At 69.4% G+C, this 14948-nt stretch carries 10 protein-coding genes and 2 pseudogenes; 7 read left to right on the forward strand and 5 right to left on the reverse strand.

What is annotated here, in order from left to right:
• Positions 1-108 precede the first annotated feature (108 nt).
• Positions 109-666, reverse strand: coding sequence for a TetR/AcrR family transcriptional regulator (locus ACWD4J_RS33105; protein ID WP_451399175.1), 558 nt, complete (start codon positions 664-666; stop codon positions 109-111).
• A gap of 89 nt (positions 667-755) precedes the next feature.
• Between ACWD4J_RS33105 and ACWD4J_RS33110 the strand changes: the two genes are divergently transcribed.
• A complete protein-coding gene (locus tag ACWD4J_RS33110) occupies positions 756-1913 on the forward strand; it encodes an FAD-dependent monooxygenase (RefSeq protein ID WP_451399176.1) in 1158 nt (385 codons plus the stop codon).
• 163 nt (positions 1914-2076) lie between these two features.
• On the opposite strand, the pseudogene ACWD4J_RS33115 reads toward ACWD4J_RS33110, so the two are convergent.
• Positions 2077-2427 (reverse strand): annotated as a pseudogene (locus ACWD4J_RS33115) (NAD(P)/FAD-dependent oxidoreductase); the annotation flags it as partial.
• A 297-nt stretch (positions 2428-2724) separates the two neighbouring features.
• Here ACWD4J_RS33115 and gdhA point away from each other — a divergent pair.
• From gdhA to ACWD4J_RS33140, 5 genes and pseudogenes are all read left to right on the forward strand, one after another.
• Positions 2725-4089: an NADP-specific glutamate dehydrogenase gene (gene gdhA, locus ACWD4J_RS33120; RefSeq protein ID WP_451399177.1), complete on the forward strand. Its 1365-nt coding sequence runs from the start codon at positions 2725-2727 to the stop codon at positions 4087-4089.
• A gap of 77 nt (positions 4090-4166) precedes the next feature.
• A pseudogene (locus tag ACWD4J_RS33125) lies at positions 4167-4295 on the forward strand (S-(hydroxymethyl)mycothiol dehydrogenase); the annotation flags it as partial.
• Between the two features lie 582 nt (positions 4296-4877).
• Positions 4878-5927 (forward strand): aldo/keto reductase, encoded by a 1050-nt coding sequence (locus tag ACWD4J_RS33130; RefSeq protein WP_451399178.1) that lies wholly within the window; start codon positions 4878-4880, stop codon positions 5925-5927.
• Between the two features lie 115 nt (positions 5928-6042).
• A complete protein-coding gene (locus ACWD4J_RS33135) occupies positions 6043-6648 on the forward strand; it encodes an RNA polymerase sigma factor (RefSeq protein ID WP_451399179.1) in 606 nt (201 codons plus the stop codon).
• Positions 6645-7571, forward strand: a complete 927-nt coding sequence (locus ACWD4J_RS33140) for a CU044_5270 family protein (RefSeq protein WP_451399180.1) — start codon at positions 6645-6647, stop codon at positions 7569-7571. The genes ACWD4J_RS33135 and ACWD4J_RS33140 overlap by 4 nt, the downstream gene beginning before the upstream one ends.
• Before the next feature lie 94 nt (positions 7572-7665).
• Here ACWD4J_RS33140 and ACWD4J_RS33145 read toward each other — a convergent pair whose 3' ends face one another.
• Together ACWD4J_RS33145 and ACWD4J_RS33150 are read right to left on the reverse strand one after the other, a co-directional pair.
• Entirely contained in the window at positions 7666-8349 is a 684-nt protein-coding gene (locus ACWD4J_RS33145) for an LAETG motif-containing sortase-dependent surface protein (RefSeq protein ID WP_451399181.1), read from the reverse strand.
• A gap of 415 nt (positions 8350-8764) precedes the next feature.
• The gene (locus ACWD4J_RS33150; protein WP_451399182.1) at positions 8765-9796 is read right to left on the reverse strand and encodes a saccharopine dehydrogenase family protein; all 1032 of its coding nucleotides are present in this window, start codon (positions 9794-9796) and stop codon (positions 8765-8767) included.
• A 111-nt stretch (positions 9797-9907) separates the two neighbouring features.
• Between ACWD4J_RS33150 and ACWD4J_RS33155 the strand changes: the two genes are divergently transcribed.
• Complete coding sequence (locus ACWD4J_RS33155) at positions 9908-10891, forward strand: helix-turn-helix domain-containing protein (protein WP_451399183.1); 984 nt, start codon at positions 9908-9910, stop codon at positions 10889-10891.
• Between the two features lie 458 nt (positions 10892-11349).
• Here the strand turns inward: ACWD4J_RS33155 and ACWD4J_RS33160 are convergent, their stop codons facing one another.
• Positions 11350-14931 (reverse strand): family 78 glycoside hydrolase catalytic domain, encoded by a 3582-nt coding sequence (locus ACWD4J_RS33160; protein ID WP_451399184.1) that lies wholly within the window; start codon positions 14929-14931, stop codon positions 11350-11352.
• Positions 14932-14948 lie beyond the last annotated feature (17 nt).

Here is a 14948-nt window from a genome sequence, read left to right on the forward strand (position 1 = left end):
CGCCGGCCAGGGCGCGGCTACACCCTGCAGTTCTACAGCTGTATCGGCACGCCGACCCACCTACCGGGTCCATCATGCAGTAGCGCAGACAGCCGGGAGGGGGGCGGGTTATCGCAGCGCCGCCGTCACCAGCCCCCGGATCTCTTGGTCGGACACGCTTCCGCCGCTCACCAGGCGGTCGAAGACCAGTCCGTCCACGCACGTCAGCAGCGTGACGGTACGGGCGTCGGCGTCCGCCAGGCCTTGCGCGGCCAGGAAGTCCCGTACGACGTGTCGCCCCGCGTTCTCGCGCGGCACGAGGATCTCCCGCAGCTCGGGGTGGTGGACGCTCTCGATGGCGCATGCGTAGCGGGCGAGGGAGCGCCGCCGTCCGTCTCCCGTGAGCCGCCGCTCGACGAAGGCGGCGATCCCGGCCACCAGTTCGTCGGCGTTCCGCGGTACCGGAGTCCGGCTCCCGATCTCCTGGAGTTCCGCCTGGTCGAGCGCGACCAGGCGCCGGACCAGTGCGGTGAGCAGCGCCTGGCGGGTGCGGTAGTAGGCGGAGGTGGTGCCGGGCGGCAGGCCCGCCGCCCGGTCCACCGCGCGGTGGGTCAGTCCTCGTATCCCGGTCTCGGCGAGCACTCCGATGGCCGTGTCGGCAAGGACGGTACGTCGATCGTCAGGCACCCCCCATTTCTACACCTGTAGAGGAGCTGGATACCCTCCTTCTACATCTGTAGAAAGAGCGCGGCAGGGTGGTAGGAGAGGGGCGGGGCATGGGCGGCAGTGCGGTGGTGGTCGGGGGAGGCATCGGCGGGCTGGCCGCGGCGATCGGCCTGCGCAGGATCGGCTGGGAGGTGACGGTCGTCGAACGGGCCCGCGTCCTGGCTGACGTGGGCGCGGGCATCTCCCTGCACGCCAACGGCATCCGAGCCCTGGACGTCCTTGGTGTCGGCGAAGCGGTACGCGCGGCCGCGCGGCCCCAGTACACCGGGGGTACCCGCACTCCCGGTGGCAGATGGCTGGCCCGGATGGACGGGGCCGTGCTCGAGCGCGAGTTGGGCACGCCGATCGTCGGTATCCCCCGGGCCGTGCTGCACCGTCTGCTGCGCGAGGCTCTGCCTCCCGCGTGCCTGCTCATCGGGGCCGAGGTGACATCCGTCGACTGCTCGGTACCCGGCCGTATGCGGGTGCCGGTCAAGGACGGCGTCCTGGAGGCGGACCTGGTCGTGGCGGCCGACGGAGTGCACAGCCGGCTGCGCGGCCAGCTGTTCCCCGGCCACCCCGGCCCCGCCTACAGCGGCTCGACGGTCCTGCGCGCCATCACCGAGCATCCGGTGTCGTTGCCCACCGACTTCGGACTGACCTGGGGGAAGGGCGCCGAGTTCGGCCACATCGCCTTCACCGACGGCCGTGCCGAGTGGCACGCGGTGCTCAACTCGACGCCGGGCGTACGGCATCCGGACGCTCTTGCCGCGATGCGCCGCCTATTCGGCGGCTGGCACGATCCGATCCCCGCGTTGCTGGACGCGACCCGGCCGGACGCCGTCCTGCACCACGACATCCACGAGCTGGCAACGCCCTTGCCCGCCTTCGCCGAAGGCCGGATCGTGCTCGTCGGCGACGCGGCACACGCCATGACTCCGAACCTCGGCCAGGGCGCCTGCCAGGCCCTGGAGGACGCGGCCACACTGGCCGCCGCGCTCGCCACCGAGCCCACGGTCGAATCGGCACTGGCCCGCTACGACGCCGAACGCCGCCCGCGCAGCCAGTCCGTGGCCCGGGCCGCACGCCGGGCCGGCCGCATGGGCCAGCAACTGACCCACCCCCTGGCCGTGGCCCTGCGCAACGCGGCCCTCCACCTGGCCCCCTCCCGCGTGACCGTCCGGGCCATCCTGCGGCACGCCGACTGGACACCGCCGAGCCTGGGCTGACGTCACCGGGCCCGCCCCTGGCCGCAGCACGCCCCGCCCCACGCCAAGAACCCGGGCGCCGGCCTGGAGTGCGCCAACGCGGACCCGCCTGTTCGTGCAGCTCGATCATCCTGGCCGCGAGCTTGGCCTGCATGACGTAGACCGGGATCTGCGGCCCGCGCGGCGCGATGCGACCGATGAAGTACAGCTTCTCGGCGGTCTCCGTCACGATGCCGCCCGCGTAGCGGACCGGCGCCCCGGCAGCCCAGCGGAACAAGGTGTCGTCGAGGAACGGGAGCCGGACGTTGAAGCCGGTGGTCCACAGGATGGTGTCGTAGTCGCGGGCCGTGCCGTCGCTGAAGTGGACGGTGTTGCCGTCGAACCGCTCGATGCCCGGTCGGACGGTGATGCGGCCGTGGTGGATCCCGTACAGCAGGAGGTCGTTGAGGACCGCGCGGCCCTCGGCGAGGGTGGCTCCCTCGGGTTGGGGCATGCCGGGACAGGCGTTCCCTTCCCCGATCGACAGGTGGGCCATGAGCCGGTTGATCAGGTCCTGTTGAGTCGGGGAGAAGCCGGCGAGGAACGGCACCTGCCGGCGGGGCACGCCGAAGTACGTCTTGGGCTGGAACCACGAGTTGTGCCGGATGACGATGCCACGGCACCTGTCTGACCGGCGAGACGCCGGTCGTCAGCGGTGGCCTCACCGTCCGCTGAACCCGGGCGGAGGGACGCGACGGACGCCACGCGGACGCCGCGCACCCTCCGCCCTCTCTGCCTCGTTCTCGTTCGCGAGCGCCCATCACGCAACGCGCCAAACCACGGAGGTACATCCATGACCGTCCAGCACACGCCCGCCGCGGACCTGCGCCTGACCGCCGGGGTCTACGCCGAAATCCTGGCGCGGGATCCCGCACAGTCCGAGTTCCACCAAGCCGCGCGCGAGGTGCTGGAGTCCCTGGAACCCGTCCTCGCCCGCCACCCCGAGTACACGCGCCACCGCATCCTGGAGCGCCTGTGTGAACCGGAGCGGCAGCTCGTCTTCCGCGTCCCCTGGGTCGACGACACCGGGCGGGTACGGGTCAACCGGGGCTTCCGCGTGGAGTTCAACTCCGCCCTGGGGCCGTACAAGGGCGGCCTGCGCTTCCACCCCACCGTCGACCTCGGCATCGTGAAGTTCCTCGGCTTCGAGCAGATCTTCAAGAACGCGCTGACCGGCCTGCCCATCGGCGGCGGCAAGGGCGGCTCCGACTTCGACCCCAAGGGCCGCTCGGACGGCGAGATCATGCGGTTCTGCCAGTCGTTCATGACCGAACTCCACCGCCACCTCGGCGAGCACACCGACGTACCGGCCGGCGACATCGGCGTCGGCACCCGCGAGATCGGCTACCTCTTCGGCCAGTACAAGCGCATCACCAACCGCTACGAGTCCGGGGTGCTCACCGGCAAGGGCCTGAGCTGGGGCGGCTCCCACGTACGGACCGAGGCCACGGGCTACGGCACCGTCTACTTCGTCTCCGAAATGCTGGCCGAACGAGGCCAGGACCTCGACGGCAGGCAGGTCGTCGTGTCCGGCTCCGGCAACGTCGCCATCTACGCCGCCCAGAAGGCGCACCAACTCGGCGCAAGGGTCGTTGCGATGTCGGACTCCGACGGTTACGTGGTCGACGAGTCCGGCATTGACACCGAGCTGGTCAAGGACATCAAGGAAGTCCGCCGCGGCCGGATCAAGGAGTACGCCCAGACCGAGACCCGGGCCCGTTACGTCGAGGGCGGTTCCGTCTGGGACGTACCGTGCTCGGTCGCACTGCCGTGCGCCACCCAGAACGAACTCGACGAGAACGCTGCGCGGAACCTGGTGGCCGGGGGAGTGGTGGCGGTAGCCGAGGGCGCCAACATGCCCACCACCCCGGGGGCCGTAAGGCTGCTGCAGGATGCGGGCGTCGCGTTCGGCCCGGGCAAGGCCGTCAACGCCGGCGGCGTGGCCACCTCCGCACTGGAGATGCGGCAGAACGCCACCCGCGACAAGTGGTCCTTCGAGGACACCGCCCGCCGCCTCGCGGCCATCATGGCGGGCATCCACACCACCTGCCGCGCGACCGCGGAGGAGTACGGGGTCCCGGGCAACTACGTCGTCGGGGCGAACGTCGCGGGCTTCGTCAAGGTCGCCGACACCATGCTCGACCTCGGGGTGATCTGACAGTGATCTGACACGTCCCTCACGTCGGAGCGTGTGCTCACCGACCTGCGCTACAAGGAGGGCGGCATCAGCGCCGACTTTCCCTTGCCCTCGGCATCGGTGCCTTCGCGGAGAAGATTCTGGTGGCGGCCGGGCAGTGCACGAAGGTCGACCCGGCCGTCTCAGCGACCGTCGCCGGACTGCTCGGCTGCGGAGTGATGGCCGGCAGCGCCTTAACCTGGAGTCCTTCGTCTCGGAGACGATCGCCCTGGACGAGGTGGAGAAGGCGTTCGAGCGGATGCACCACGGTGACGTGCTGCGCTCGGTGGTGGTGCTGTGACGGCCGCGGGCATCGAACCCCTCGTCACCTTGGGGACCTTCGCGCTCGACGGCGGAGACCTCTTGGTCGGGGGCAGGTGTGTAGGCCTCGCGAGAGGTTCACCACTTTCCACGGCACACGGTCTCGTGACCGCGATTCGACGCGTGACCGCCAATAGTGGGGCACATCACCGGCTTCGGGGTCCGTGGGATGCGTGGGTGGGCCAGTGCTGCAGGGGAAGCAGGCCTCAGCCAGGACTTTCCCGGCGCAGCCAATGACGGACTCGTCAAGAAGGTGGGACACAAGCGTCCTGACGCCGGTGCGGACTGAGTCCGGGGGATTCGCTGCCGCCGTTCCGTCGCGCTGTGGCTGCACGGAGTTCGCCTGGGACGGGCTGCCCGGCGCAAGCGCTGGCTTTGCCTGGCTTGGAGCGGACTCCACCTCGTAATGACGCTTTGTTCCCAACAGGGCGAGATTAAAGGAGAGTTGCGTGCGTTACCGGGTTCTGGGCGGGACGGGTATCGAGGTCAGCTCCTATTGCCTCGGCACTATGATGTTCGGCTTCGTCGGCAATGCCGACCACGGCGAGTGCGTCCGGATGATCCACGCCGCGCTGGACGAGGGGATCAACTTCATCGACACGGCCGACATGTATTCGGCCGGAGAGTCGGAGACGATCGTCGGCAAGGCGCTGAAGGGCCGCCGCGACGACGTGGTGCTTGCGACCAAGGTCCACTTCTCCATGGGAGACGGCCCCAATCGGGGCGGAAACTCGCGGCGTTGGATCGTCAGGGAGGTGGAAGACAGTTTGCGGCGGCTGGGAACGGACTGGATCGACCTCTACCAGGTGCACCGGCCGGACCATACGACCGATATCGAGGAGACGCTCTCAGTCCTGACCGACCTTGTGCGCCAGGGAAAGATCAGAGCTTTCGGCTGTTCCACGTTCCCCGCGGACGAGATCGTCGAGGCGTACCACGTGGCCGACCGCCGCGGGCTGCACCGCTTCCGCACCGAGCAGCCGCCCTACTCGCTGCTGGCCCGCGGCGTGGAGAGACATGTGCTGCCGGTGGCGCAGCGTCTTGGGATGGGGGTGCTCACCTGGGGCCCGCTGGCCTCGGGGTTCCTGACCGGCCGCTACCGCAAGGGCCGGGCTCTCGATCTGAGCAGCGGGCGTCCCACCCTGAACCCGGACCGCTTCGATCCATCGGCGCCGCGTACCGTCGCGAAGCTGGAGGTCGTCGAGCAGCTCGTTGCCGTGGCCGAGGAAGTGGGCTGCTCGCTGCCCGAGTTGGCCATCGCCTTTCCGCTCGCGCATCCAGCCGTCACGTCGGTGATCATCGGCCCGCGCACCATGGAGCAACTGCACAGCACGCTCAAGGGCGCGTCCGTGGTGCTGGACGACACCGTCCTGGACCGGATCGACGACATCGTGCCGCCCGGAACCGATGTCTACCACCCGGACGGCGCCTGGTCTCCGCCGTCGCTCACCACGTCGGCACTGCGGCGACGCACTGCCGAGTCCAGGTCCGCCGCCTGAAGCAGGCCTGGCGGGCCCTCCTGTCCGGCTCGGATGTCGGCGGCGCGAACGCTCCGCGCGCCGCGCGACAAGTACGGGTTGAGACCGCCGTCAGGCGGTCGGAGACGGAGACTCCGTGGAAACGGATCACAAGCACCAGGGCAGCGATGACGGTGACGCCCTGCTGACGTGCGCTGTGGGCGACCCGGCCGCGTTCACACCCCTCGTGGAACAGTTCTCGCCCGCCCTGCACGGTTACTTCGCCCGGCGCGCGCCCGGCGCTGCCGACGACCTGCTGTCCGAGGCATGGCTGCAGGCCTTCGCAGCGCGCCGCACCTTCGACGCCTCACGCGGATCGGCTCGGGCATGGCTGTTCGGGGTCGCCCGCAACGTCCTCGCCGGGCACATCCGGCGGGCCGGGCGGGCGACCGCCCCAGCCGACCGGGTCGAGGTCGACCCGTGGCAGGCGGTGGACCAGCGGCTGGACGCCGCCGCCCTGGCACCTGAACTGCGCCGGGCACTGGCCGATCTGCCCGCTGAGGAGCGGGAGTTGTTGCTGCTGGTGTCCTGGGAGGAGCTGACGCCGACGGAGGCCGCCGCCGTGGTCGGGATCCCCGCAGGCACGGCTCGCTCCCGCCTGCACCGTGCACGCGGCCGGCTGCGCGCACACCTCGCCCCCATCCGCCACCTGGCCTTGACGCCTGCCACCCCCGTACGTACGGACCGGAAGGAATCGGCATGACCCAGCGACAGGACCTCCTCGATTTCCCCGGCGCTGAGGTGCTCCAGGCCGCGGGCCGCGTCGAACCCCCGGCTCCGCAGGCCGTCGCGCAGGCGCTGGCAGCGGTGCAGGCCGCCGCCCGCCAGGAGACCGCGCAGCACTCCGCGGTAGTTCCCCTCGGGCGGCGCCCCTTCGCCCATGGCCGGCGGATCCTCGCGACTGCGGTGGCGGCGGCCGCCGTCGCATCGGGAGTGGTCGCGTACAGCGTCACGGGTGCCGACCAGTCCGGCGGCCACCGTACGCCGCACCAGGCGCAGGCCATCACCGCCGCCACCTTCCTGGACCACACCGCGGACGTGGCCTACGCCAGGACAGCCGCCAGTGGGCGGTACTGGAAGGTGCGGACGAGGGTCAGCACCACGGGAACGAAGCCGACCCCCGCGACCGACTATTACTACGCTCGCTCCATGGACGCCGTCTACACGGTCGCGGGCGGTCAGACACACAAGAAGCCGGGCACCTTCGCCTGGCGCCTCGGCTCCAAGGAACTGCACAGCTGGAGCGACCTGGACCGGCTGCCCACCGACCCGGCACAGCTGGTCACACTGATGAACAGCTCCAAGGAGTACGCCGGCCAGTCCGCCTTCCTCCAGGCCGGCGCCCTCCTCGGCGAGTCCCCCGCTGGGCCCGAACTGCGCGCCGGGTTGTACCGGGCCCTCGCCCGTCTCCACGGGGTCAAGCTGGTCGGCACGGTGAAGGACAGTGCCGGCCGCACCGGCACCGAGCTGGTCTTCAGCGGCGTCGCCGGCACCGACCACATGGTGATCGACCCCAAGACCAGCGCCCTGCTGGAGACCAGCAGCGTCAGCACCAAGGGCAGCGACCGCGGCAAGACCACGCGCGTCACCTACCTGTCCGTCGGCCCCGCCGACAAGATCGGCTGACCTTCCCGCTTCATCCGTGAATCGGCGCGTGCACGCGCGACGGCCCGCCCCCGGCAGGGGCGGGCCGTCGCATCCGTGCGGTTTGTTCCAGGCGTCAGTCGGTCTTCGACGCGCCGCGACGGCGCATGCCGAAGAACAGTGCGCCGCCGATGACGACCAGGCCACCGGCGATGCCGGCGATCAGGGGCGTGCTGGAGCTCGCACCGGTCTCCGCCAGGTCCGAGCTACCGGCCGCGGGTGAAGGCGTGTTGTCCCCGGAGGTGGCGGGGGCCGTGCTCTCCGACGCCGACGGGGTGGCGGAAGAGGACGGCGTGTCCGATGGCTTCGGGGTCTCCGAGGCGGACGGAGTGGTCGACGCCGACGGGGTGGTCTCCGAGGCCGTGCAGGCACTGGAGGGCGCCGTCAGGTTCGGCGAGATGTTCTTGTCGAACACGCCGTCGACATTGACGTGGATGCGGTACTGGGCGTTCGGGGCCCAGTCCTCGGAGAACGTGATGGTGGCGCCCTGGCTGGTGCCGGTGACCGTCTGCTCGCCGACCTTCCGGGCGTCCGCGCCGTTCGACTCCAGGTAGACCGTCACGGTCGCCACCTTGCCGGAGGCGTCGGTGTCGGTGACGGTGATGATGCCCTTCCCGTTGTCGTCGCAGGACGCGACGGCCGAGAAGTCACGAATGTTGCAGGCGAGCGCGTTACCGGCGGCGCCAAGTGCGAGCGCGGCGGTGGCGGAGGCGACGCCGAGGATGCGCACCGAGCGTGCGGTGCGGGAGGATATGGACACGATTGCCCTTCACGGGATGTGCAATAGCGGGGGGTTACGGGGACGTTGCTCCTACAACAACCTCCCCAAGAGACTCACAGGTTTATAAGCGGTGGGTAAGTGCTGTCAACGCCGCTGTCCGGCAAGGCAGTCGTCTTTACTCGCTCGTTAACCATCGAGGCGTTTGAACATCCCGAATGCGCCAAGCCCTCGCCGCCGCGCCGTCGTTCGCCGGAATTCGAGTAGCCCGGTGAGCTGCTCGAAGACACCGCCCTTCCGCCGTCTGGCGAAGTAGCCGTACACGACCTTCGAGGGCCGTAAGTAGGCCAGCGCCGGCCGCCGTGGCGGCCGTTTGCGCACCTGGGAACATCAGGCTCCGACGCCGCGATCCGACGCCGAACTGCAGCAGCCCGGCACACAGCTGGCCGGCCCGCCGCTACGGACGCAGTTCCAGGGAGATGTGCGAGGACAGTGCACGGAGGAAGTCGGGCGCGTCGAAGATCGCGCCGGCGGAGGCGACGCCGACCGTCCTGGTCCGTCCTGTCAGGATGCGGTCAACGGCTTCCACCACGAGTGGCGCGGTGACGGCGTAGATGTCCTGGCCCTTCGCCACAGCGCGCCGTTCACTGCCGCCGGAGCGCACGACGACGTCGACGAGGAAGGTCTGCGCGGACCGCCCAAGTTCGTCGGCGGCGGCCGGCGTCGGTGTGTCCGGGGCCGATACGTCCCTGGCCGCCTCGATCGTCATGTGGGTGCGTACTTCGGGGATGGACAAGTGGCTGGGAACGGTGATGACGTCGGCCATCGTGAACTCCCCGATGACGGCCCGGTGGCCCATCGGGTCGGGGAAGGGCCACTGCAGGGTCGGCGGGTCGTCATGGCGGTAGTCCAGCCGCCCGTTCGTGTACACGACGCGTCGGCCGCCCCGCCGCTGCCGGGAGACCGCGCCCGCCGTACGCGTCCCGGCGGTGGGGTGCCAACTGCTCAGCCCGTACGCGATGGTCGCCTCGTCGGCCGCCGTCCAGTCTCCCATCGCCGCGGTGGTCAGGAGGTCGCCGAGGCCGCCGTAGAAGGCCATTGCGGGGACGATCACCGCTCCTGCGCCGCGGGCGCGGTCGGTGAAGTGCGTGAACGTATCGACGTTGGCCTCGATCTCGGCCGCCACATCCACATACGGGATTCCGGCGCGCAGGGCCGCCTCGATCACGGGGGCGGCCGTCGTCGCGAAGGGCCCGGCACAGTTGATCACTGCCGCCGCACCGGCCAGTGCGCGGTCGAGCGAGGCCGGGTCATCGACCGACGCCGGGCGGGCATCCAGGCCGGACTCGGACACCGCCAGCGCCTTCAGTTTGTCGGCGTCGCGGCCGGAGAGGACCGGGACGAACCCGCGATCCCGCAGCTGTGCCACCACAAAGCGCCCTGTGTGCCCATACGCGCCGAACACCACCACCGTCAGTCCCGATCCCATGGGAGTTCCCCCGTCCTCAAACGATCTGCTGCGATCTGTCACGGACATCCTGGCGGGGGCCGGGTGACCCACGCGAGTGTCTGGAACGCCATGCCCCGTACAATTCCGGACATGGACACTGTCGCGCTGGCCGTCACCGACGGGATGCTGCATTTCGAGCTGGCCTTGGCGTGCGAGGTCTTCGGAGCCGACATGACCGGCGTGGCCGACCCCTGGTACAGCGTCTCCGTCTGCGGGCCGGGCGCCGTGCGGGCAGGCCGGTTCCAGCTGGAGCCCGACCACGGATTCGACCAGCTCCCGGACGCCGACACCGTGATCGTCCCGGGCTGGGCCGACATCGACGAGGACCCACCCGCCGACCTGGTCGACGCGGTGCGCGCGGCCCACGAGGCGGGCGCACGCGTGGCCTCCCTCTGCACGGGCGCGTTCGTGCTGGCTGCCGCAGGCGTGCTCGACGGGCGGCGCGCGACCACGCACTGGGCGCACACCCGAGCCCTGGCCACCCGCTACCCCCAGGTGACGGTCGACCCGGACGTCCTCTACGTGGACAACGGCAGCGTGCTCACCTCCGCCGGAAAAGCTGCCGCCATGGACCTGTGCCTGCACCTCGTCCGCCTCGACCACGGCTCGTCGATCGCCAACGCGCTGGCCCGCCGCCTGGTCGTGCCGCCGCACCGGGACGGCGGCCAGGCCCAGTTCGTCACCACCCCGGTGCCCGCCCCGGACAACCACCCGCTCGCCGAACTGTTCCCCTGGGTGATCGAACGGCTGGACCAGCCGCTGACCGTGGAGGACCTGGCACGCCAGGCACGGATGAGTTCGCGCAACCTGGGGCGCCACTTCAGAGCGGTGACCGGCACCACCCCACTGCAATGGCTGCTCACTCAACGGATCCGCCACGCCCAGGAGCTGCTGGAGACCACCGACGACAGCATCGACACCATCGCGGCAGCCACCGGCATGGGCACCGCCACGACGCTGCGCCGCCACTTCAACCGCACAGTCGGCGTGCCTCCGGACACCTACCGCCGCACCTTCCGCTCGCGGACCCGCCCCGGCCCGAACGACAGCGGGCACCACCACCAACGCCCCTGAGCCTCGTATGCCTCGTCGAGTACGGCGACCCGGTCGGCGTCGGGTTCGTGGAGTTCTGAGCACAGTGGCGCCGGCACGCGGGTCCGCCACGTCGTCGAGCACCCGAACTCGCGACCCGCATGGACGCCGCCCCGTTGACCGTGGTTGACCGCACGATGTGACACGGCTGTGGCACACGACCTCGTCGCTTCGAAAGCGCCGTCGGTAGACGTCACGCGGCGGGCCACCAGGCTGGAGCCGGCCAGGCTCTGCGGGGAGCGGCTGCCGTGGAGCCGGAGGTCGGCGGACCGTGCCCCGCACCTCCTGCCAGCCCCGGCCCCGGCTGGCAGGAGAGCGATGTCAGCGGCAGCAGCCGCAGTTCTGGCTGACGATCGTGACCGGGATCGTTGAGCCGGTGAACCACTCCTCGACGGGTAGCTGCGATCGCGGTTCAGCGCTCATGGGCAAGGCGGACAGCTTCACAGGCCCTCTTCGATGCGGTCGATGAGCGCTTGCACCGCCGCTGCCTGGGAGGCTGTCAGTGTTCCCTTGTCGACCTGCAGAGCAGTCCAGTCATCGATGTCGCCCAGACGTGCCAGGGCCCGGTCGAGGTGTTCGTCGGTGCTCTGGGCACCACCCGCAACGTAGGTGGTCCAAGCAGCCTCGGCGGAGGTCTGGATCTGCCGGGCCGTCTCGCTTGCCGTCGGCCTGCCCGGAGTGTCCAGGCTCGCCACCAGGTCACGCAGGTCTCCGGCCGCCTCCCTGGCCTCGCCGAGGCCGCCGAGGACGGTATCGACGCCGAAGGTGTAGGACCCCGACCCGACCTCGAACACGGCAGCCCCGTCCTCCATCCGGAGGAACCGAACACCCTTGGTGTCGTCGGCCGGGCGGCCGCCCTCGGTAACCGCCCAGCGAGTCTTGGACGGTACGTGAACTTCCGCGACGGTGTTGACCGGCACGCTCACCTTCAGGTCGAAAGCACCGTTGTGGGTGCTCCAGCGAGACGACAGAAGGCCGTAGACGGTCTTGAGACTTCCGGAGCCCTCCGTCAGGTCTCCGCCGGGCACCGGCGCGATCCGGGAGCGCTTGTAGCCGGGCTTGAGCGCTGAGATGCCGCCGATGTTCTGGAACATCCAGTCACCCACGGCGCCGTAGGCGTAGTGGTTGAAGGAGTTCATCTCGACCGGGCCGAAGCTGCCGTCCGGCATGATCGAGTTCCAGCGCTCCCACATGGTGGTGGCACCGTTGACGACCTCGTAGCCCCAGGACGGGTAGTCCTTGTGCAGGAGCATCTTGTAGGCCAGGTCGGCCCGGCCGATCTTGCTCAGCGCGGGCAGCAGCAGCGGCGTGCCGATGAAGCCCGTCCTGAGGTGGTAGTCGGTGAGCGCCAGTTTGGCCACGAACTTCTCGCCGACCTTCTCGACCAGTGTCGGATTTGAGACGAGGTCCATGCCGAGGGCCATCGCGTACCCGGTCTGGGAGTTGCCCTTGACGGTGCCGTCAGCTGCGACGTAGGCCTTGGTGAAGGCGTTGCGGATGTCAGCGGAGAGCTTGCTGTAGTCGGACGCCGCCGTTTCGTCGCCCAGGGCCTCGGCCGTCTCCGCCATCATGCGGGCGTCCTCGGCGTAGTAGGCCGTGCCCAGAATGCCCTGCTCGGTCGGGTCGTCGAGATGCAGCCAGTCGTTGGTGAAGAACGTGGTGCGGCCGGGCTCGAGAAGGTCCGGTCCGGCGCTGTTGCGCACGAACTGGAAGAACTTCTGCATGGCGGGGTAGTTCTCCCGCAGGATGCGGGTGTCGTCGAAGGAACGCCACACGGAGTACGGCACGGTGATCATGACGTCGGACCACCCGACGCCGCTGTCGCCGAACTGACCCTGAGGGCTCGGCACAACGGCCGGCAGGTCGCCGTTGGCGTACTGGGAGTTGCGTACGTCCGCCAGCCAGTGAGCCAGGAACGCGCGGGTGTCGACCAGGTAGTTGGCTGTCGGCGCGAACAGGCTGATGTCACCCGTCCACCCCAGGCGCTCGTCACGGGCGGGCGTGTCGGTGGGGATGGAGAGGAAGTTGCCCCGCTGGCTCCAGGAGATGTTGCTCACCAGTTGGTTGAGCATGCTGTCCGAGGTCTTCAGAGCGCCGGTGGTGGGGAGGTCGGAACCCCACACGACGCCCCTGACGTCGGAGAGTGATGGCGGTTCGGTCACTCCGGTGATCTCGATGTAGCGGAACCCGTGCTGAGTGAAGGTGGGCTCGTAGGTCACCGTTCCGGACTCGGCGAAGACGTAGCGGTCGGTGACCCTGGCTCCGCGGAAGTTGTCGGTGTAGAGGGTGCCGTTCTTGTTGAGCACCTCCGCGTAGCGGATCTTGACTGTCTGACCGGCGGATCCGGTCAGGGTCAGCTGTGACACGCCGACCATGTTCTGACCGAGGTCGTAGACGTAGGCCCCGGCGGTGGGCTCGGTCGTTTTCTGGGCCTCGAGTACCTGGGTCTGGCGCACCGGCTCGTCGCTCTGCGGGACCAGGAGGGCGGTCCGGGACTCCAGGCTCGCGGCGGGATCCCACGTCGCGTCGTCGAATCCCGGCCGGCTCCAGCCCGACGGCTCCAGACGCGCGTCATAGGTCTCGCCGTCCTGCAGATCAGCCTTTACGTAGGGGCCGTCCGCCGCCTTCCACGAATCGTCCGTGGCGATCCACTGGACCGAGCCGTCGGTGTAGGTGATGCGCATCTTCGCCACGAGAGCAGGGGTGTCCCCGTACTGGCGGCTCCAGCCGAGCCCGACCTTGCCGGCCCACCAGCCGTCCGCCAGGGACGCGCCGATCACGTTGTCGCCGCTTTCGAGCAGCTTCGTCACGTCGTAGGTCTGGGACTGGATGCGCTGGTGGTAGTTCGTCCAGCCCGGGGCGAGCACCTGGTCGCCGACCCGCTCTCCGTTGATCTCCAGGTCGTAGAGGCCGAGTGCCGACGCGTAGACGCGCGCAGAGGCGATCTCCTTGTCGGCCTTGGTCGCGAAGTCCTTGCGCAGCAAAGGCAGCGGCCGGGCCGCGGGTTCGTACAGCGCGTCCGTGGTGCCGGACACGACGAGGGCGGAGTCGGTGATCTCACCGCCGGTGAACGGGTTCCGTCCGGAGGCGAAGTCGGTGTCGAGCAGCGTGGCGCCGTCGGTGCTGGTCACGACGGTGTCGTAGACCGTTCCCTGCTCGCCGCAACAAGCGTGTGTGCGGAAACCGATGTAGCCCTTGGTGAATGTGGTGTCCGTGAAGGTGTTGACCAGCTTGCCGTCGAGGGTCGTCTTGATGGTGGTGCCCACCACGTCGTAGCGGACGGTGTGCCGGCCGGCGAGGAGACTCGCGTTGGTGAAGCCGTAGGGCGCGAGATCCACCTGCTGCACCACGGTGTAGTTGCCCTTGATCTTCGTGTGCAGCCTCAGCATCGGGGTCGAGCCCGTGACGTTGAACTGCCACATGTATCCGTTGTTCACATCGGAGGCACGCAGGAACATGCCGAAGGCGGCGCTGTCGAGCTTGAACTCGACCGTGGCGACGTAGTCGGTCCACCTGTCCAGCTCACTCGGGGCCTCAGGACGAGTGATCCACTGGGCACCGTCCCAGTCGCCGGCATTCAGCAGACCCGTCTCGAAGTACGCATCCGTGCTCCACGGACTCGCGACTCCCTTGTCGTCCCAGGCCCGGACGTGCCAGTAATAGCGCGTGGCCGCCTCCAGGCCTGGACCGCCGTACTGGACTCCGACCTGGCGGTCGGAGTCCACCTTGCCGGACGACCACACATCGGCAGACCCCGGCGTGCGTCCGACCTGGATCTCGTAGGCCCTCTGCGATGTCTCCCGCCTGGTCGACGCCAACTTCCAGCCGAAGACGGGGTCCTCACCACCGATGCCCAGCGGGTTCACCCGGCCGTTGGTGGTCAGCCCCTTCACGGCGAACAGCGCGTCCGACACCGACGCCGCGGGGGACACGGACGTCGGCAGGACCGCCACGCTTCCGAGCACGGCAAACATGACGAAGCCTCTCAGGAGGACGAACAAGAGCGAGTGACTACGGAGCATGGAATCTCCACTTTTTG

The sequence above is a fragment of the Streptomyces sp. NPDC002577 genome (genome assembly GCF_053594815.1).